The 18,212-nt window shown below is 61.2% G+C and carries 16 protein-coding genes; all 16 read left to right on the top strand.

Annotation, left to right across the window (positions count from 1 at the left end; all coding sequences use genetic code 11):
- Positions 1–225: 225 nt before the first annotated feature.
- The 16 genes from mraZ to lpxC all read left to right on the top strand — a co-directional run bounded on the left by mraZ (position 226) and on the right by lpxC (position 18,059).
- The gene (mraZ, locus tag AC07YV_RS04090; RefSeq protein WP_007917012.1) at positions 226–681 is read left to right on the top strand and encodes a division/cell wall cluster transcriptional repressor MraZ; all 456 of its coding nucleotides are present in this window, start codon (positions 226–228) and stop codon (positions 679–681) included.
- Complete coding sequence (gene rsmH, locus AC07YV_RS04085) at positions 678–1,625, top strand: 16S rRNA (cytosine(1402)-N(4))-methyltransferase RsmH (RefSeq protein WP_007972589.1); 948 nt, start codon at positions 678–680, stop codon at positions 1,623–1,625. The genes mraZ and rsmH overlap by 4 nt, the downstream gene beginning before the upstream one ends.
- Positions 1,622–1,915 (top strand): cell division protein FtsL, encoded by a 294-nt coding sequence (gene ftsL, locus AC07YV_RS04080; RefSeq protein WP_007998257.1) that lies wholly within the window; start codon positions 1,622–1,624, stop codon positions 1,913–1,915. The genes rsmH and ftsL overlap by 4 nt, the downstream gene beginning before the upstream one ends.
- Positions 1,915–3,654 (top strand): peptidoglycan D,D-transpeptidase FtsI family protein, encoded by a 1,740-nt coding sequence (locus tag AC07YV_RS04075; protein WP_173900782.1) that lies wholly within the window; start codon positions 1,915–1,917, stop codon positions 3,652–3,654. Before ftsL ends, AC07YV_RS04075 begins: the two co-directional genes overlap by 1 nt.
- Complete coding sequence (locus AC07YV_RS04070) at positions 3,654–5,117, top strand: UDP-N-acetylmuramoyl-L-alanyl-D-glutamate--2,6-diaminopimelate ligase (RefSeq protein WP_102698525.1); 1,464 nt, start codon at positions 3,654–3,656, stop codon at positions 5,115–5,117. The genes AC07YV_RS04075 and AC07YV_RS04070 overlap by 1 nt, the downstream gene beginning before the upstream one ends.
- The gene (locus tag AC07YV_RS04065; protein ID WP_102698524.1) at positions 5,110–6,477 is read left to right on the top strand and encodes a UDP-N-acetylmuramoyl-tripeptide--D-alanyl-D-alanine ligase; all 1,368 of its coding nucleotides are present in this window, start codon (positions 5,110–5,112) and stop codon (positions 6,475–6,477) included. The genes AC07YV_RS04070 and AC07YV_RS04065 overlap by 8 nt, the downstream gene beginning before the upstream one ends.
- Entirely contained in the window at positions 6,477–7,559 is a 1,083-nt protein-coding gene (gene mraY / locus AC07YV_RS04060) for a phospho-N-acetylmuramoyl-pentapeptide-transferase (protein WP_008016698.1), read from the top strand. Before AC07YV_RS04065 ends, mraY begins: the two co-directional genes overlap by 1 nt.
- 6 nt (positions 7,560–7,565) lie before the next feature.
- Entirely contained in the window at positions 7,566–8,912 is a 1,347-nt protein-coding gene (gene murD / locus AC07YV_RS04055; RefSeq protein ID WP_102698523.1) for a UDP-N-acetylmuramoyl-L-alanine--D-glutamate ligase, read from the top strand.
- Positions 8,909–10,126, top strand: coding sequence for a putative lipid II flippase FtsW (gene ftsW, locus AC07YV_RS04050; RefSeq protein ID WP_007972603.1), 1,218 nt, complete (start codon positions 8,909–8,911; stop codon positions 10,124–10,126). Before murD ends, ftsW begins: the two co-directional genes overlap by 4 nt.
- On the top strand, positions 10,116–11,186 hold the full coding sequence (gene murG, locus AC07YV_RS04045; RefSeq protein ID WP_046041926.1) for an undecaprenyldiphospho-muramoylpentapeptide beta-N-acetylglucosaminyltransferase: 1,071 nt from the start codon (positions 10,116–10,118) through the stop codon (positions 11,184–11,186). The genes ftsW and murG overlap by 11 nt, the downstream gene beginning before the upstream one ends.
- Positions 11,179–12,639, top strand: coding sequence for a UDP-N-acetylmuramate--L-alanine ligase (gene murC / locus AC07YV_RS04040; RefSeq protein WP_102698522.1), 1,461 nt, complete (start codon positions 11,179–11,181; stop codon positions 12,637–12,639). Before murG ends, murC begins: the two co-directional genes overlap by 8 nt.
- Positions 12,636–13,619: a D-alanine--D-alanine ligase gene (locus AC07YV_RS04035; protein ID WP_102698521.1), complete on the top strand. Its 984-nt coding sequence runs from the start codon at positions 12,636–12,638 to the stop codon at positions 13,617–13,619. The genes murC and AC07YV_RS04035 overlap by 4 nt, the downstream gene beginning before the upstream one ends.
- A gap of 4 nt (positions 13,620–13,623) precedes the next feature.
- On the top strand, positions 13,624–14,493 hold the full coding sequence (locus tag AC07YV_RS04030; protein WP_102698520.1) for a cell division protein FtsQ/DivIB: 870 nt from the start codon (positions 13,624–13,626) through the stop codon (positions 14,491–14,493).
- Positions 14,494–14,508: 15 nt separating this feature from the next.
- The gene (gene ftsA / locus AC07YV_RS04025) at positions 14,509–15,768 is read left to right on the top strand and encodes a cell division protein FtsA (protein WP_007972611.1); all 1,260 of its coding nucleotides are present in this window, start codon (positions 14,509–14,511) and stop codon (positions 15,766–15,768) included.
- Between the two features lie 73 nt (positions 15,769–15,841).
- Positions 15,842–17,035, top strand: coding sequence for a cell division protein FtsZ (gene ftsZ / locus AC07YV_RS04020; RefSeq protein ID WP_007972612.1), 1,194 nt, complete (start codon positions 15,842–15,844; stop codon positions 17,033–17,035).
- Positions 17,036–17,147: 112 nt separating this feature from the next.
- The gene (gene lpxC / locus AC07YV_RS04015) at positions 17,148–18,059 is read left to right on the top strand and encodes a UDP-3-O-acyl-N-acetylglucosamine deacetylase (protein WP_007939852.1); all 912 of its coding nucleotides are present in this window, start codon (positions 17,148–17,150) and stop codon (positions 18,057–18,059) included.
- Positions 18,060–18,212: the final 153 nt, after the last annotated feature.

Genomic DNA, 18,212 nt, shown 5'->3' with positions numbered 1-18,212 from the left:
CCGAACGCAGCCTCCTGTGCTGATTCAAGTTATCGGGCAGTTTCATGTGCCGGATTCTCGTTGCCCCTCCGTTAATGCTCCTAAATCTCAGTTCTGTAAGGGTTTTCCTTTAATCCGCGCCTTGACGGTGTGGTGGGCGCATTCCTATAGTGTGCGCAAGTGGCGGAAAGTGGCATGAAGTGGGTTTTTTGAGCTAAAAACGCTAGAATTTGGAGAAACGCTGACGTGTTTCGCGGAGCTAACGCTATCAGTCTCGATGCAAAGGGCCGTCTCGCAATGCCGAGCCGGTACCGTGACGAGCTCGATTCGCGTAGCTCCGGTCAATTGATCGTAACAATTGATGCCGTTGATCCTTGTTTGTGTGTTTACCCCCTCGATGAGTGGGAAATTATTGAAACCAAACTGCGCGCACTGCCTTCGCTTCGCGAAGAGAACCGCCGCCTGCAACGTTTACTGATTGGTAATGCCGTCGATCTCGAGCTCGATGGCAGTGGTCGTTTTCTGGTTCCACCGCGTCTTCGTGAATATGCCAAGTTGGATAAGCGCGCGATGTTGGTAGGCCAACTGAACAAGTTCCAATTGTGGGACGAGGATGCCTGGAACGCGGTTTCTGCCGCTGACCTGGCTGCTATTCAACAACCGGGCGCGATGCCTGATGAACTGCGTGATTTAATCCTGTGACTATTGATAGCGGCTTTAACCACATCACCGTACTGCTTGACGAAGCCGTCGAGGCTCTCGCCGTACGTCCTGATGGCTGCTATCTGGACGGTACGTTCGGGCGCGGCGGGCACAGCCGGCTGATCCTCAGTCAGCTCGGTCCTGATGGTCGCTTGCTCGGATTCGACAAAGATCCACAAGCGATTGCCACCGGGCAGACGCTAGCGGCCGAAGACGGCCGCTTTGTCGTTGTGCAGCGCAGCTTTGCCGAGCTGGGTTCGGAAGTCGCCGAACGCGGTCTGGCCGGCAAGGTCAGCGGCGTTCTGCTGGATCTGGGCGTGTCTTCGCCACAGCTCGACGACCCTGAGCGCGGTTTCAGCTTCCTCAACGACGGCCCGCTGGACATGCGCATGGATCCGTCCCGTGGCATCAGTGCCGCCGAATTCGTCAACACCGCGCCCGTGGAAGAAATCGCCCGGGTGTTCAAGGAATACGGCGAAGAGCGTTTCTCCGGTCGCATGGCCCGGGCCGTGGCCGAGCGCCGTGACATCAAGCCATTCGAGCGCACCGGTGACCTGGCAGAAGTCCTGAAGGTCGCCAACCCGGCATGGGAAAAGGGCAAGAACCCCGCAACCCGCGCATTCCAGGGGCTGCGCATTCACGTCAACAACGAACTGGGTGATCTGGAAACCGGTCTCGAAGCCGCGCTGGAGTGCCTGGAAGTGGGCGGTCGCCTGGTGGTGATCAGCTTCCACTCGCTGGAAGACCGTATCGTCAAACTGTTCATGCGCAAGCTGGTGAAAGGCGAAGCCGACAACCTGCCGCGCAACCTGCCGGTTCGGCATGTTGCCTTCGAACCGAAAATCAAAGTCCATGGCAAAGCGCAGACGGCCTCCGACGCCGAACTCAAAGCCAACCCACGTTCGCGAAGCGCTGTCATGCGTGTGGCGGAGAAGCTGCGGTGAGCAAGCTTTTCGCCAAGCCATTGCCCGGCGGAAGCTTCTTCATGCTGCTGCTGTTTGTCGGCGTGCTCGTTTCGGCCATCGGCGTGTCCTACAGCGCGCACTGGAACCGTCAGCTATTGAATTCGCTGTACAACGAATTGAGCGTGCGCGACAAGGCGCAGGCGGAGTGGGGGCGGTTGATTCTGGAGCAGAGCACCTGGACCGCCCACAGCCGAATCGAAGTGCTGGCCACCGAACAATTGAAAATGCACATCCCCGGTGCCGCTGACGTGAAGATGGTGGCGCCATGATGAAACTCGAAGGTGCACTCTTTCCTTGGCGGTTCCGCGTGGTGCTGGGTTTGCTCGGCATCATGGTGGCCGCGATTGCCTGGCGCATCATCGATTTGCAAGTGGTCGACCGTGCCTTCCTTAAAGGTCAGGGCGATGCCCGCAGTGTTCGTCATATTCCGATTCCGGCTCACCGTGGCCTGATCACCGACCGTAACGGCGAGCCTTTGGCCGTGAGTACACCGGTCACCACCCTTTGGGCCAATGCCAAGGAAATGCAAACAGCCAAGGAGAAATGGCCGGCACTGGCGGCTGCCTTGGGGCAGGACCCGAAAGCCTTGGCCGAACGTCTCGAAGCCCAGGCCAACAAAGAATTCATTTATCTGGTGCGCGGGCTGACCCCGGAGCAGGGGCAGGCTGTGCTCGACCTGAAAGTGCCGGGTGTTTATGGCATTGAAGAGTTCCGCCGTTTCTATCCGGCCGGTGAAGTGACCGCGCATATGGTTGGCTTTACCGACATCGATGACCATGGGAAGGAAGGTATCGAGCTGGCCTATGACGAATGGCTGGCCGGGGTGCCGGGTAAACGACAAGTCATCAAGGACCGGCGCGGCCGGCTGATCAAGGATGTCCAGGTCACCAAAAACGCCAAGGCCGGCAAGCCCTTGGCGTTGTCCATTGACCTGCGCCTGCAATACCTGGCCAACCGCGAATTGCGCAACGCGATCATCGAGAACGGCGCCAAGGCCGGCAGCCTGGTGATCATGGACGTGAAGACCGGCGAGATTCTCGCGATGGTCAACCAGCCGACCTACAACCCGAACAACCGTCGCAACCTGCAACCGGCGATGATGCGTAACCGCGCGATGATCGACGTGTTCGAGCCGGGCTCGACCATGAAAGCGATCTCGATGAGTGCCGCCATCGAAACCGGCCGCTGGAAACCGAGCGATACCGTCGAGGTGTATCCGGGCTCCTTGCAGATTGGCAAGTACACCATCAAGGACGTCTCCAAGACCGAAGGCCCGGTGCTCGACCTGACCGGCATCCTGATCAACTCCAGTAACGTCGGGATGAGCAAGGTCGCGTTCGATATCGGCGGCGAAACCATTTTCCGTCTGGCACAGAAAGTCGGCCTCGGCCAGGACACCGGCCTGGGCTTCCCGGGCGAGCGCGTCGGCAACTTGCCGAACTACCGCGAGTGGCGCAAGGCCGAGACCGCGACGCTGTCCTATGGATACGGTGTTTCAGTGACCGCGATCCAGTTGGTCCACGCCTTCTCGGCCCTGGCCAACAATGGTCGCCTTGCACCGCTCACCCTGATCAAGACCGACAAGGCACCGCAAACCACCCAGGTGCTGCCGGAGGCCGTCGCGAAAACCATGCAAGGCATGCTGCAGCAAGTGATCGAAGCCCCGCGCGGTGTGTTCCGCGCGCAGGTGCCGGCGTATCACGTGGGCGGCAAGTCCGGTACTGCGCGTAAAACCTCGGTCGGCACCAAGGGTTACGCCGAGAACTCCTATCGTTCGCTGTTCGCCGGTTTCGGCCCGATGAGCGATCCACGCTACGCCATCGTGGTCGTCATCGATGAACCGACCAAGGCTGGTTACTTCGGCGGCCTGGTATCCGCGCCTGTGTTCAGCCGCGTGATGTCGGGCACCCTGCGCCTGATGAACATCACCCCGGACAACCTGCCACCTACTCAACAAGCGAACGCAACACCGGTCGTTCCGCTGAAAGCCAATGGAGGGCGCGGCTGATGTCTCTGAGCCTGAACAAGATTTTCCCTCACGCCGGCCACGATTTACTGATTCGTGAACTCGCCCTGGACAGCCGCAACGTGCGCGCGGGTGATCTGTTCCTCGCCGTGCCGGGCGGGAAGTTCGATGGGCGTGCGCATATTGCCGACGCCTTGCAGCGCGGTGCTGCCGCGGTGGCCTATGAAGTAGAAGGTGCCACGGTCCTGCCAATCACTGAAGTGCCGCTGATTCCGGTCAAAGGTCTGGCGGCTCAGCTGTCGGACATCGCCGGGCGTTTTTATGGCGAGCCGAGCCATCACCTGAACCTGATCGGCGTAACCGGCACCAACGGCAAGACCAGTGTCACTCAACTGGTTGCCCAGGCGCTGGATCTGCTTGGCCAGCACTGCGGCCTGGTCGGCACGCTCGGTTGCGGTTTCTACGGCGCGCTGGAAAGCGGCCTGCACACCACGCCGAATCCGATTGCCGTGCAAGCGACCCTGGCGGACTTGAAAAAGGCCGGCGCCAAAGCCGTCGCCATGGAAGTTTCTTCCCATGGCCTGGATCAGGGCCGTGTGACTGCACTGGCGTTCGATGTGGCGGTGATGACCAATCTGTCACGCGATCACCTGGATTACCACGGCACCATGCAGGCTTACGGCGAAGCCAAGGCCAGGCTGTTTGACTGGAATGACTTGAAATGCCGCGTGGTCAACCTCGACGACGAGTTTGGTCGGCAACTGGCCGCCGACAAGCGCGAGTCGCGGTTGATCACCTACAGCCTGGAAGATTCCAGCGCCTACCTGTATTGCCGCCAGGCGCAATTCGACGACGAAGGCGTGCGCGCCACGTTGGTCACGCCACAGGGCGAGCACCACTTGCGCAGCACCTTGCTCGGTCGCTTCAACCTGAGCAACGTCCTGGCGGCGGTCGGCGCGTTGCTCGGCCTGGATTACGCACTGGACGAAATCCTCAAGGTGCTGCCGAAACTCGAAGGCCCGGCCGGTCGCATGCAGCGTCTGGGCGGTGGTTCGCAGCCGCTGGTGGTGGTCGATTACGCCCACACCCCGGATGCCCTGGAAAAAGTACTGCTGGCCCTGCGTCCACACGCCAAGGGTCGGTTGCTGTGCCTGTTCGGCTGTGGCGGCGACCGTGATCGCGGCAAGCGTCCGTTGATGGCCGAAGTGGTCGAGCGCCTGGCCGATGGCGTGCTGGTGACCGACGACAACCCGCGCACTGAAGATCCATCGGTGATTTTCGATGACATCCGCGCCGGTTTCACGGCTGTGGATAAAGTGGAGTTCGTTGCCGGTCGCGGTCAGGCGATTGCCCGGCTGATTGCCAGTGCCTCGGTGGACGACGTGATTGTCCTGGCCGGCAAAGGTCACGAGGACTATCAGGAAATCAACGGCGAGCGTCATGCCTTTTCCGATCTGGTCGAGGCCGATCATGCCTTGACCGCGTGGGAGGTGGCCCATGCTTAAGGCCTTGCAACTGAGCGAACTGACCGGCGCGCTGAATGCTCGCCTTGTGTCGACCGATGCCGGTTTCGACGGCGTCAGCATCGACAGCCGCGCCATCAAGCCGGGTCAGCTGTTTATTGCCCTGACCGGTCCGCGCTTCGATGGTCATGATTATCTGAATGAAGTCGCTGCCAAGGGCGCCGTGGCCGCGCTGGTCGAGCGCGAAGTCGCCGACAGCACACTGCCGCAGTTACTGGTCAGCGATACTCGGCAGGCCCTCGGGCAGTTGGGTGCGCTCAATCGCGCCGCCTACACCCATCCGGTCGCGGCTGTCACCGGTTCGAGCGGCAAGACCACGGTCAAGGAAATGCTGGCGAGCATCCTGCGCACCCGTGGCCCGGTACTGGCGACCCGTGGCAACCTGAACAACGATCTCGGTGTGCCGCTGACCCTGCTCGAACTGGCGCCGGAGCATACGGCGGCAGTGATCGAACTCGGTGCATCGCGCCTCGGTGAAATTGCTTACACCGTTGGCCTGACCAAACCACACGTGGCCATTCTCAACAATGCCGGGACCGCCCACGTCGGCGAGTTCGGTGGCCCGGAAAAAATCGTCGAAGCCAAGGGTGAGATCATCGAAGGGCTGGAGGCCGATGGCGTCGCAGTGCTCAATCTCGACGACAAGGCTTTCGGTATCTGGAAGACGCGTGCCGGTGATCGCAAAGTGCTGACGTTTGCGTTGAGCAATACCAGCGCCGATTTCTACGCCAGTGACCTGGCCACCGATGCCCGTGGCTGCCCGGCCTTCAATCTGCACAGCCCTGAAGGTGTAGAGCGCGTTCAACTGAACCTGCTCGGCACCCATAACGTCGCCAATGCCATGGCCGCCGCCGCTGCCGCCCATGCCCTGGGTGTGTCGCTGTTCGGTATTGCCACCGGCCTTGGCGCGGTGCAACCGGTCAAGGGACGCACCGTCGCGCAATTGGCCAGCAATGGCATGCGCGTGATCGATGACACTTACAACGCCAACCCCACCTCCATGTGCGCTGCCGTTGATATACTGGCCGGCTTTTCCGGTCGCACCGTCCTGGTGCTCGGGGATATCGGCGAGTTGGGCGAATGGGCGGAGCAGGGGCACCGCGACGTGGGCGAGTACGCCCGTGGCAAGGTTTCTGCGCTGTACGCCGTCGGGCCAATGATGGCTCACGCCGTGAACGCATTCGGTCCAGAGGCTTTTCACTTCAGCACGCAGGCTGAACTGATCAAAGCCCTGGGCGCCGAGCAAGATACAAACACCACCATTTTGATCAAGGGGTCGCGCAGCGCTGCGATGGAAAACGTCGTCGCCGCTTTGTGCGGGTCCAGTCCGGAGAAACATTAATGCTGCTGCTGCTAGCGGAGTATCTGCAACAGTTCTACAAAGGCTTCGCGGTCTTCCAGTACCTGACCCTGCGCGGGATTCTCGGTGTACTGACCGCGCTGGTCTTGTCGCTGTGCTATGGCCCGTGGATGATCCGCACTTTGCAGAACCGTCAGATCGGTCAATCCGTTCGCAATGACGGCCCGCAGTCGCACCTGTCCAAGTCGGGCACACCGACCATGGGCGGCGCGCTGATCCTGTCGTCCATCGGTGTCAGTACCCTGCTTTGGGCTGACCTGACCAACCGTTACGTCTGGGTCGTACTGCTGGTGACCTTGCTGTTTGGCGCCATCGGCTGGGTTGATGACTACCGCAAGGTGATCGAGAAAAACTCCCGTGGCTTGCCGAGCCGGTGGAAATACTTCTGGCAGTCGGTGTTCGGCCTGGGTGCGGCGATCTTCCTTTATATGACTGCCGCCACGCCGGTGGAGACCACCCTGATCCTGCCGATGCTCAAGGACTACAGCATTCCACTGGGCGCAGGCTTCATCGTCCTGACCTATTTCGTGATTGTCGGTTCGAGCAACGCGGTCAACCTGACCGACGGCCTCGACGGCCTGGCGATCATGCCGACGGTGATGGTGGGCGGCGGCCTGGGTATCTTCTGCTACCTGTCGGGTAACGTGAAATTCGCCGAATACCTGCTGATTCCTTATGTACCGGGCGCGGGCGAACTGATCGTGTTCTGCGGCGCACTGATCGGAGCCGGCCTGGGCTTCCTGTGGTTCAACACCTATCCGGCACAAGTCTTCATGGGCGACGTCGGCGCACTGGCGCTGGGCGCGGCCCTGGGCACCATCGCGGTGATCGTCCGTCAGGAAATCGTCCTGTTCATCATGGGCGGCGTGTTCGTGATGGAAACCCTGTCAGTGGTCATTCAGGTTGCCTCCTTTAAGCTGACCGGTCGCCGCGTATTCCGCATGGCGCCCATTCACCACCACTTTGAACTCAAGGGTTGGCCCGAGCCACGTGTGATCGTCCGTTTCTGGATCATCACCGTGATTCTCGTGCTGATCGGCCTTGCCACCCTGAAGCTGAGGTAGAAACTCGTGTCTCTGATCGCTTCTGACCACTTCCGCATCGTTGTCGGCCTCGGCAAGAGCGGCATGTCCCTGGTTCGCTTCCTGGCGAACCGGGGCGTGGCGTTTGCTGTGGCCGATACGCGGGAAAATCCACCGGAACTGGCCACGCTCAAGCGTGACTATCCGCACGTGGAAGTGCGTTGTGGCGAGCTGGACGTCGAATTCCTGTGCCGCGCCGACGAGCTCTACGTGAGTCCCGGCCTGGCGCTGGCGACCCCGGCCCTGCAGGCCGCAGCCGCTCGTGGCGTGAAATTGTCCGGTGACATCGAGCTGTTCGCGCGTAACGCGAAGGCGCCGATCGTGGCCATCAGCGGTTCCAACGCGAAAAGCACCGTCACCACCCTGGTCGGCGAAATGGCGGCGGCGGCGGGTAAGCGTGTGGCCGTCGGCGGCAACCTCGGTACACCGGCGCTGGATCTGCTGCGCGACGACGTCGAGCTGTACGTGATGGAGTTGTCGAGTTTCCAGCTGGAAACCACCGATCAACTCAACGCCGAAGTGGCGACCGTGCTCAACGTCAGCGAAGACCACATGGACCGTTACAGCGGTCTGCCGGCTTATCACCTGGCCAAGCACCGGATCTTCCGTGGTGCCCGGCAGTTCGTGGTCAATCGCCAGGATGCCCTGAGCCGTCCGTTGATGGGCGAGGGCCAGCCGTGCTGGACCTTCGGCCTGAGCAAACCGGATTTCAAAGCCTTCGGCATCCGTGAAGAAGACGGCGAAAAATACCTGGCCTTCGAATTCCAGAACCTGATGCCGGTGCGTGAGTTGAAGATTCGTGGCGCCCACAACCAGTCCAACGCCCTGGCGGCCCTGGCCCTGGGCCATGCGGTCGGCCTGCCGTTCGATGCCATGTTGTCGAGCCTGCGCACCTTCGCCGGTCTAGAGCATCGCTGCCAATGGGTCCGCGACCTCGACGGCGTGGGCTACTACAACGATTCAAAAGCCACCAACGTCGGTGCTGCACTGGCCGCCATCGAAGGCCTGGGCGCGGACATCGACGGCAAGGTCGTGCTGATCGCCGGCGGTGATGGCAAGGGTGCCGAGTTCAAGGACCTGCGCGATCCGGTAGCGGCCAACTGCCGCGCCGTGGTGTTGATGGGCCGCGACTCGGACAAGATCGGCGAGGCCATTGGCGACGCCGTTCCGCTGATCCGCGTCGCTTCCCTGGTCGAAGCCGTCGAACAATGTCGCGCCGCCGCCCAGCCGGGCGACGTGGTGCTGCTGTCACCAGCCTGCGCCAGCTTCGACATGTTCAAGAACTACGAAGACCGTGGTCACCAGTTCGTCCAAGCCGTGGAGGATCTGGCATGAGCCTCAAAGGCATCATCAAGCCATATCCGTCGCCGCTCATCACCGGGCGCGGTATCGACCTCGACTTCCCGATGCTCGCCGGTTGCCTGACGCTGCTCGGCCTGGGACTGATCATGATTGCCTCGGCATCCACCGAAGTGGCAGCCGTGCAGTCGGGCAGCGCCCTGTATTACATGATCCGCCACCTTATTTACGTGGTGCTGGGCCTGGGTGCCTGCATCGTGACCATGATGATCCCGATTGCTACTTGGCAACGCCTCGGCTGGCTGATGCTGCTGGGGGCGTTCGGCTTGCTGGTTATGGTGATCATTCCAGGGATCGGCCGTGAGGTTAACGGCTCGATGCGCTGGATCGGCTTCAGTTTCTTCAACGTCCAGCCTTCCGAGATCGCCAAGGTGTTCGTGGTGATCTACCTCGCCGGTTACCTGGTGCGCCGCCAGAAAGAAGTGCGCGAAAGCTGGATGGGCTTCTTCAAGCCGTTCATCGTACTGCTGCCGATGGCGGGCCTGCTGCTGATGGAGCCGGACTTCGGTGCCACCGTCGTGATGATGGGCGCTGCGGCGGCGATGTTGTTCCTTGGCGGCGTGGGGCTGTTCCGTTTTTCCCTGATGGTGGTGCTGGCTGTCGGCGCGGTGGTGCTGCTGATTCAAATGCAGCCCTATCGAATGGCGCGCCTGACCAACTTTGCCGATCCGTGGGCCGACCAGTTCGGTGCCGGTTATCAGTTGTCCCAGGCATTGATTGCTTTCGGTCGCGGCGAATGGCTGGGCGTTGGCCTGGGCAACAGCGTGCAGAAACAGTTCTATCTGCCGGAAGCCCACACTGACTTCGTGTTCTCGGTCCTGGCCGAAGAGCTGGGGGCGGTGGGTTCGTTGTGCACCGTGGCACTGTTCGTCTTCGTGTGTATTCGCGGCATGTACATCGGATTGTGGGCCGAGAAGGCCAAGCAGTTTTTTGCCGCTTACGTGGCATACGGCCTGTCGTTCCTGTGGATCGGCCAGTTCCTGATCAACATCGGCGTGAACGTCGGCCTGCTGCCGACCAAGGGCCTGACCCTGCCATTCCTCAGTTATGGCGGCAGTTCGTTGGTGATCTGCTGTGCCTGTCTCGGCTTGTTGCTGCGCATCGAGTGGGAAAGTCGAACCCACCTGGGCAGCGAGGAGATGGAGTTCCATGAGAGCGACTTCGCCGAGGAGCCGCACCATGGGCGCTAACGTGATGATCATGGCTGGCGGCACCGGTGGCCACGTGTTCCCGGCGCTGGCCTGTGCCCGCGAATTCCAGGCGCGCGGCTATACCGTGCACTGGCTCGGTACCCCGCGCGGTATCGAAAACGATCTGGTGCCAGCCGCCGGTATTGAGCTGCATCGGATCAACGCCAGCGGTCTGCGGGGCAAGGGCAAATTGTCCCTGCTCAAGGCACCGTTCATGTTGTTCAAGTCGGTCTGGCAGGCGCGGGCGATCATTCGCCGTCTGCAACCGGTCTGCGTCGTGGGCTTTGGTGGCTTTGTGACCGGCCCTGGCGGTGTCGCAGCCAAACTGGCTGGCGTACCGGTGATCGTTCATGAGCAGAACGCCGTGGCCGGTACCGCCAATCGGTTGCTGGTGCCGTTGGCCGCCCGAGTCTGTGAAGCGTTCCCCGACACCTTTACCCTGTCGGACAGCCGCCGGACCACCGGTAACCCGGTGCGCACCGAGCTGTTCCTCGAGACATCGCGACCTGCCCTTGCCGGTCGCAAGGCGCGTTTGCTGATCCTGGGCGGAAGCCTTGGCGCAGAGCCGTTGAACAAGTTGCTGCCTGAAGCCCTGTCGCAAGTCGCTGCCGACTTGCGTCCGGAAGTGTTCCATCAGGCCGGCAAAAACCACGATGAAGTGACTGCAGAGCGCTATCGCGCGGCTGGCGTCGAGGCGCAGGTGCAGCCCTTCATCAAAGACATGGCCCAAGCCTACAGCTGGGCCGACCTGGTGGTCTGTCGCGCAGGCGCGCTGACCATCAGTGAACTGGCCGCCGCCGGTCTGCCCTCGATGCTGGTGCCCTTGCCCCATGCCATCGACGATCACCAGACCCGCAACGCCGAATATTTGGCCCGTGAAGGCGCAGCCTTCCTGATGCCACAAAGAACGACTGGCGCAGCGGATCTTGCCGCTCGCCTGACAGAGGTCCTGATGCAACCACAACGACTCAACGAAATGGCTACCGCGGCACGCCGCCTCGCCAAACCCGATGCCACCCGTAACGTCGTCGATAGCTGCCTGGAGGTGGCCCATGGTTGAGAGTCAGAAAGCCATGCCACAACCGGAAATGCGCCGCATCCGTCGCATCCACTTCGTCGGTATCGGCGGTGTGGGTATGTGCGGGATCGCCGAAGTGTTGCTGAACCTGGGTTATTCCGTATCCGGTTCCGACCTGAAGGCTTCGCCGGTGACCGAACGCCTGGAGTCCTTCGGCGCGCAGATCTTCATCGGCCACCGTGCCGAGAACGCCGCGGCCGCCGACGTGCTGGTGGTGTCGAGTGCCGTGAACACGTCCAACCCGGAAGTCGCTACCGCGCTGGAACGCCGTATCCCAGTGGTGCCGCGTGCCGAAATGCTGGCTGAGCTGATGCGTTATCGCCACGGTATCGCCGTTGCCGGTACCCACGGCAAAACCACTACTACCAGCCTGATCGCTTCGGTGTTCGCCGCCGGTGGCCTGGACCCGACGTTCGTCATCGGTGGCCGCCTGAATGCCGCGGGCACCAATGCCCAGCTTGGCACCAGCCGCTACCTGATCGCCGAGGCCGATGAAAGCGACGCCAGCTTCCTGCACTTGCAGCCGCTGGTGGCCGTGGTCACCAACATCGACGCCGATCATATGGCGACCTACGACGGTGACTTCAACAAGCTGAAGAAAACCTTCGTCGAGTTCCTGCACAACCTGCCGTTCTACGGTCTGGCGGTGGTGTGCCTGGACGATCCGGTGGTGCGTGAAATCCTCCCGCAGGTCAAGCGTCCGACCGTGACCTACGGCTTCGGCGAAGACTGCGACGTGCGCGCCATCAACGTGCGCCAGCAAGGCATGCAGACTTTCTTCACCGTGCTGCGCCCTGACCGCGAGCCGCTGGATGTGTCGGTGAACATGCCGGGCAACCACAACGTACTGAACGCACTGGCAACCATCTGCATCGCCACCGACGAAGGTGTCAGCGATGAAGCCATCGTCCAGGGCCTGTCCGGCTTCCAGGGTGTCGGCCGACGCTTCCAGGTCTATGGCGAACTGCCGGTGGACGGCGGCAACGTGATGCTGGTCGATGACTACGGTCACCACCCGACCGAAGTCGCGGCGGTGATCAAGGCCGTACGCGGTGGCTGGCCGGAGCGCCGCCTGGTGATGGTCTACCAGCCGCACCGTTACAGCCGCACCCGTGACCTGTACGACGATTTCGTCAATGTGCTGGCCGACGCCAACGTACTGCTGCTGATGGAGGTCTATCCGGCCGGCGAAGAGCCGATCCCGGGGGCCGACAGCCGCAAACTGTGCAACAGCATCCGTCAGCGTGGCCAGCTCGACCCGATCTACATCGAGCGTGGTGTCGACCTCGCGCCAGTGGTCAAGCCGCTGCTGCGTGCCGGCGACATCCTGCTGTGCCAGGGCGCCGGTGATATCGGCGGTCTCGCACCGAAACTGTTGAAAAGCGAGTTGTTCGCCGGTGCCGTTGCCGCACCGGAGAAGGGGAAGTTGAAATGACTGCTGCCTACGCCAACCTGTTCTCCACGATCGCGCCGAAAGACTTCGGCCGCGTCGCCGTGCTGTTCGGCGGCAAGAGTGCCGAGCGCGAAGTGTCCCTGAAGTCGGGCAACGCGGTTCTCGACGCGCTGCTAAGCGCCGGTGTCGACGCGTTCGGCCTCGACGTGGGCGATGACCTGCTGCAGCGTCTGCAGAGCGAAAAGATCGACCGCGCCTTCATCATCCTCCACGGTCGTGGCGGTGAAGACGGCAGCATGCAGGGCCTGCTCGAATGCCTGGGCATTCCTTACACCGGCAGCGGCATCCTGGCGTCAGCCCTGGCCATGGACAAACTGCGCACCAAGCAGGTCTGGCACAGCCTGGGCATTCCGACGCCACGTCACGCAGTCCTTTGCAGCGAGGCCGATTGTATTTCGGCAGCGACGGAACTGGGCTTCCCTTTGATCGTCAAACCGGCCCATGAAGGTTCAAGTATCGGTATGGCCAAAGTGAGTTCCGCGTCCGAATTGATCGACGCATGGAAAGCGGCCAGTACCTACGATTCGCAAGTGTTGGTCGAGCAATGGATTCACGGTCCGGAGTTCACCATCGCCACCCTGCGTGACCAGGTGTTGCCTCCGATTGCCCTGGGCACGACGCACAGCTTCTACGACTACGACGCCAAGTACATCGCCAACGATACCCAGTACCGCATTCCATGCGGTCTGGACCGCGCCAAGGAACAGGAGCTCATGGACCTCACGGCGAAAGCCTGTGAAGCGCTGGGTATCGCCGGTTGGGGCAGGGCAGACGTGATGCAGGACGCCGAAGGGCAGTTCTGGTTCCTGGAAGTCAACACCGCACCGGGCATGACCGATCACAGCCTGGTGCCGATGGCGGCCCGTGCCGCCGGTCTGGATTTCCAGCAACTGGTCCTGGCCATTCTGGCCGAGAGCGTTGCCGGCAATGCTGCCGGTCACCAAGAGTCGACGAGAGGTTAAGGCCATGCAAGGCGCCCAGCTCAGACATCAGCCCACCGCACCGACCGGCCGCAAGCCGGTACCGCGGGGTGCCAGCCGAATGGTGGCCAAAGAGCCGATGTCCGCGCGCCTGCCGAAAGCCAACTTCGGTTTTATCAAAGCGTTGTTCTGGCCGGTACTGCTGGTGGCGTTGGGGTTCGGTACTTACGAAGGCGCGACACGCTTGTTGCCGTATGCCGACCGGCCGATCACCAAAATCAACGTGCAGGGCGACCTGAGTTACATCAGCCAGCAAGCGGTGCAGCAGCGGATCGCCCCGTACGTGGCGTCGAGCTTCTTCACCATCGACCTGGCGAGCATGCGTACCGAGCTTGAAACGATGCCATGGATTGCCCACGCCGAAGTGCGCAGGGTGTGGCCGGATCAAGTGGTGATCCGCCTGGAAGAACAACTGCCGGTGGCCCGTTGGGGTGACGAATCGCTGTTGAACAACCAGGGCCAGGCCTTCACCCCGCGCGAGCTGGCGAACTACGAACACTTGCCCCAGCTGTTCGGCCCACAGCGGGCCCAGCAGCAGGTGATGCAGCAGTACCAGGTGTTGAGTCAGATGCTCCGGCCTCTGGGCTTCTCGATTGCACGCCTGGAGTTGCGTGAACGCGGCAGCTGGTTCCTGACCACCGGCCCCGGCAGTGCGGGTCCCGGGATCGAACTGCTGCTGGGACGCGGCAACCAGGTGGAAAAGATGCGCCGCTTCATCGCCATCTATGACAAGACGCTCAAAGAACAGATTACGAACATTGCGCGCATCGATCTGCGCTACGCCAACGGCCTCGCTGTTGGCTGGCGGGAACCTGTAGCGCCCACGGCAGCCCAACCCGCTGTCGCGAAGAATTAAGAAGAGGCAGGACCCATGGCAAACGTGCAAAGCGGCAAAATGATCGTCGGTCTCGATATCGGCACCTCCAAGGTGGTGGCGCTGGTAGGCGAGGTCGCGGACGACGGCACGCTGGAAATCGTCGGGATCGGTACCCATCCGTCCCGTGGCCTGAAAAAAGGCGTGGTGGTGAATATCGAATCCACCGTGCAATCGATCCAGCGCGCCATCGAAGAAGCGCAGTTGATGGCCGGTTGCCGCATTCACTCGGCATTCGTCGGCGTGGCCGGCAATCACATCCGCAGCCTGAACTCCCACGGAATCGTGGCGATTCGTGATCGCGAAGTCAGCTCGGCCGACCTCGAGCGCGTGCTCGACGCTGCCCAGGCCGTGGCGATCCCGGCTGACCAGCGCGTATTGCACACCTTGCCGCAAGACTACGTGATCGATAACCAGGAAGGCGTCCGCGAGCCGCTGGGCATGTCCGGCGTGCGTCTGGAAGCCAAGGTCCACGTGGTCACCTGCGCCGTCAACGCCGCACAGAACATTGAAAAATGCGTGCGTCGCTGCGGCCTGGAAATCGACGACATCATTCTCGAGCAGCTGGCTTCCGCTTATTCGGTACTGACCGATGACGAGAAAGAGCTGGGCGTGTGCCTGGTGGACATCGGTGGCGGTACCACCGACATCGCGATCTTCACCGAAGGTGCGATCCGTCACACCGCGGTCATCCCGATTGCCGGCGACCAGGTGACCAACGACATCGCCATGGCGTTGCGCACTCCGACCCAGTACGCCGAAGAAATCAAGATTCGCTACGCCTGCGCCCTGGCCAAGCTGGCCGGTGCCGGTGAAACCATCAAGGTGCCAAGCGTTGGCGATCGTCCACCGCGCGAATTGTCCCGCCAGGCCCTGGCCGAAGTGGTCGAGCCGCGCTACGACGAACTGTTCACGCTGATCCAGGCCGAACTGCGCCGCAGCGGCTACGAAGACCTGATCCCGGCCGGCATCGTGCTGACCGGCGGTACCGCGAAGATGGAAGGTGCCACTGAACTGGCCGAGGAAATCTTCCACATGCCGGTGCGCCTGGGCGTGCCGCATGGCGTGAAAGGTCTGGATGACGTGGTACGCAATCCGATCTATTCCACCGGCGTCGGCCTGTTGATGTACGGCCTGCAGAAGCAGTCCGACGGCATCTCGTTCTCGGGCATCGGCAGCCGCGACAGCTACAGCAACGAAGAGCCACAGGCTCCGCTGCTGGACCGCCTGAAGAAGTGGGTCCAGGGCAATTTCTGAAGATTTACCGCAACACCGTTACACCGAAGCACGCAGTAGGCGAAAAAACTAGAGAATGTAAAGGAGAGGGAAAATGTTCGAACTCGTAGACAACATCCCCGCAAGCCCGGTAATCAAAGTTATCGGTGTCGGCGGTGGCGGCGGCAACGCTGTCAACCACATGGTCAAGAGCAACATCGAAGGCGTCGAGTTCATCTGCGCCAACACCGATGCTCAAGCGCTGAAAAACATCGGCGCGCGTACCATCCTGCAACTGGGCACCGGCGTGACCAAGGGCCTGGGCGCTGGCGCCAACCCTGAAGTCGGCCGTCAAGCCGCTCTGGAAGACCGTGAGCGCATTGCCGAAGTCCTGCAGGGCACCAACATGGTGTTCATCACCACTGGCATGGGCGGCGGTACCGGTACCGGTGCTGCGCCGATCATCGCCGAAGTGGCCAAGGAAATGGGCATCCTCACCGTTGCGGTGGTGACCCGTCCGTTCCCGTTCGAAGGCCGCAAGCGTATGCAGATCGCCGACGAAGGCATCCGCATGCTCTCCGAAAGCGTCGACTCGTTGATCACCATTCCGAACGAGAAGCTGCTGACCATCCTCGGTAAAGACGCCAGCCTGCTGTCGGCTTTCGCCAAGGCTGACGATGTACTGGCCGGTGCCGTTCGCGGTATCTCCGACATCATCAAGCGTCCGGGCATGATCAACGTCGACTTCGCCGACGTGCGTACCGTGATGAGCGAAATGGGCATGGCGATGATGGGCACTGGCTGCGCCAGCGGTCCGAACCGTGCACGCGAGGCCACCGAAGCGGCCATTCGCAACCCGCTGCTGGAAGACGTGAACCTGCAAGGCGCTCGCGGCATCCTGGTAAACATTACCGCCGGTCCGGATCTGTCCCTGGGCGAATACTCCGACGTGGGTAGCATCATCGAGGCGTTCGCTTCCGAACACGCGATGGTCAAGGTCGGTACCGTTATCGATCCGGACATGCGCGACGAGCTGCACGTGACTGTCGTTGCAACCGGTCTGGGCGCTAAAATCGAGAAGCCTGTGAAGGTCATCGACAATACCGTTCACACGTCGATGGCTGCACAGCCACAACAACAGGCCCCTGTTCGTCAGGAAGCTCCAGCGGTGAACTACCGTGACCTGGACCGTCCGACCGTCATGCGCAACCAGGCCCAGGCCGGTGCTGCGACTGCCGCGAAGATGAATCCGCAAGATGACCTGGACTACCTGGACATCCCGGCTTTCCTGCGTCGTCAGGCCGATTGATGAAATGTATCAGGGCTATGAAGGTGATTGGTGTTCAGCAAAGGCGTGGTCTGCTATCATCGCCAGCCTTTGTTGATACCAGTTCGCAATTTGCGCTGAAGCGGCCCATGCCATGATTAAACAACGCACCCTGAAGAATATTATCCGTGCCACAGGTGTCGGCCTGCACTCCGGGGAGAAGGTCTATCTGACCCTCAAGCCAGCGCCTGTCGACACTGGCATTGTGTTTTGTCGCGCCGACCTCGATCCCGTGGTGCAGATTCCTGCCCGCGCGGAAAACGTCGGTGAAACCACTATGTCGACCACGCTCGTTAACGGTGACGTCAAAGTGGACACGGTAGAGCACTTGCTCTCGGCCATGGCAGGCCTGGGCATCGATAACGCCTACGTCGAGCTCTCCGCGTCCGAAGTCCCGATCATGGATGGTAGCGCCGGACCTTTCGTATTCCTGATTCAATCGGCTGGCCTGGAAGAACAGGACGCCGCCAAGAAGTTCATCCGCATCCTGCGTGAAGTGACAGTGGAAGATGGCGACAAGCGCGCTACTTTCGTCCCTTTCGAAGGGTTCAAAGTGAGCTTCGAGATCGATTTCGATCACCCGGTTTTCCGTGACCGCACTCAAAGTGCAAGCGTGGATTTTTCCAGCACTTCGTTCGTAAAAGAAGTCAGCCGCGCCCGTACCTTTGGTTTCATGAGTGACATCGAGTACCTGCGCAAGCACAACCTCGCACTCGGCGGCAGTGTTGAAAACGCTATTGTGGTCGACGCCGATGGCGTACTGAACGAAGACGGCCTTCGCTATGAAGACGAATTCGTGAAGCACAAGATTCTCGATGCAATTGGTGACCTCTACCTGCTGGGCAATAGCCTGATTGGTGAGTTCAAGGGCTTCAAGTCCGGCCACGCACTGAACAACCAGCTGCTGCGCAAGTTGATTGAGCAGACAGATGCCTGGGAAGTCGTGACGTTCGAAGACGCCAGCACTGCACCGATCTCTTACATGCGCCCGGTTGCGGCCGTGTAAGCAAAAAACCTCTCTAGTTTTTTAAAGGCTACCTTCGGGTGGCCTTTTTTTATGCCCGAAGTTTGTAGTGCCTGGGCTGGCCTCATCGCGAGCAAGCTCGCTCCCACAGTTGATTGCATTCCCCTGTGGGAGCGAGCTTGCTCGCGATGGCGT

The sequence above is a fragment of the Pseudomonas sp. GW456-E7 genome (assembly GCF_059424105.1).
Note: the sequence above shows the minus strand (reverse complement) of the source record. Positions and strands in the feature narration are given on the sequence as shown.

What these genes read in the sequence shown, in the direction of transcription:
- AC07YV_RS04030 (WP_102698520.1), top strand. Translation starts at nt 13,624, where the DNA reads ATGCAAGGCGCCCAGCTCAGACATCAGCCCACCGCACCGACCGGCCGC.
- ftsZ (WP_007972612.1), top strand. Translation starts at nt 15,842, where the DNA reads ATGTTCGAACTCGTAGACAACATCCCCGCAAGCCCGGTAATCAAAGTT.
- AC07YV_RS04065 (WP_102698524.1), top strand. Translation starts at nt 5,110, where the DNA reads ATGCTTAAGGCCTTGCAACTGAGCGAACTGACCGGCGCGCTGAATGCT.
- murG (WP_046041926.1), top strand. Translation starts at nt 10,116, where the DNA reads ATGGGCGCTAACGTGATGATCATGGCTGGCGGCACCGGTGGCCACGTG.
- murC (WP_102698522.1), top strand. Translation starts at nt 11,179, where the DNA reads ATGGTTGAGAGTCAGAAAGCCATGCCACAACCGGAAATGCGCCGCATC.
- AC07YV_RS04070 (WP_102698525.1), top strand. Translation starts at nt 3,654, where the DNA reads ATGTCTCTGAGCCTGAACAAGATTTTCCCTCACGCCGGCCACGATTTA.
- mraY (WP_008016698.1), top strand. Translation starts at nt 6,477, where the DNA reads ATGCTGCTGCTGCTAGCGGAGTATCTGCAACAGTTCTACAAAGGCTTC.
- lpxC (WP_007939852.1), top strand. Translation starts at nt 17,148, where the DNA reads ATGATTAAACAACGCACCCTGAAGAATATTATCCGTGCCACAGGTGTC.
- ftsW (WP_007972603.1), top strand. Translation starts at nt 8,909, where the DNA reads ATGAGCCTCAAAGGCATCATCAAGCCATATCCGTCGCCGCTCATCACC.
- AC07YV_RS04075 (WP_173900782.1), top strand. Translation starts at nt 1,915, where the DNA reads ATGAAACTCGAAGGTGCACTCTTTCCTTGGCGGTTCCGCGTGGTGCTG.
- ftsA (WP_007972611.1), top strand. Translation starts at nt 14,509, where the DNA reads ATGGCAAACGTGCAAAGCGGCAAAATGATCGTCGGTCTCGATATCGGC.
- AC07YV_RS04035 (WP_102698521.1), top strand. Translation starts at nt 12,636, where the DNA reads ATGACTGCTGCCTACGCCAACCTGTTCTCCACGATCGCGCCGAAAGAC.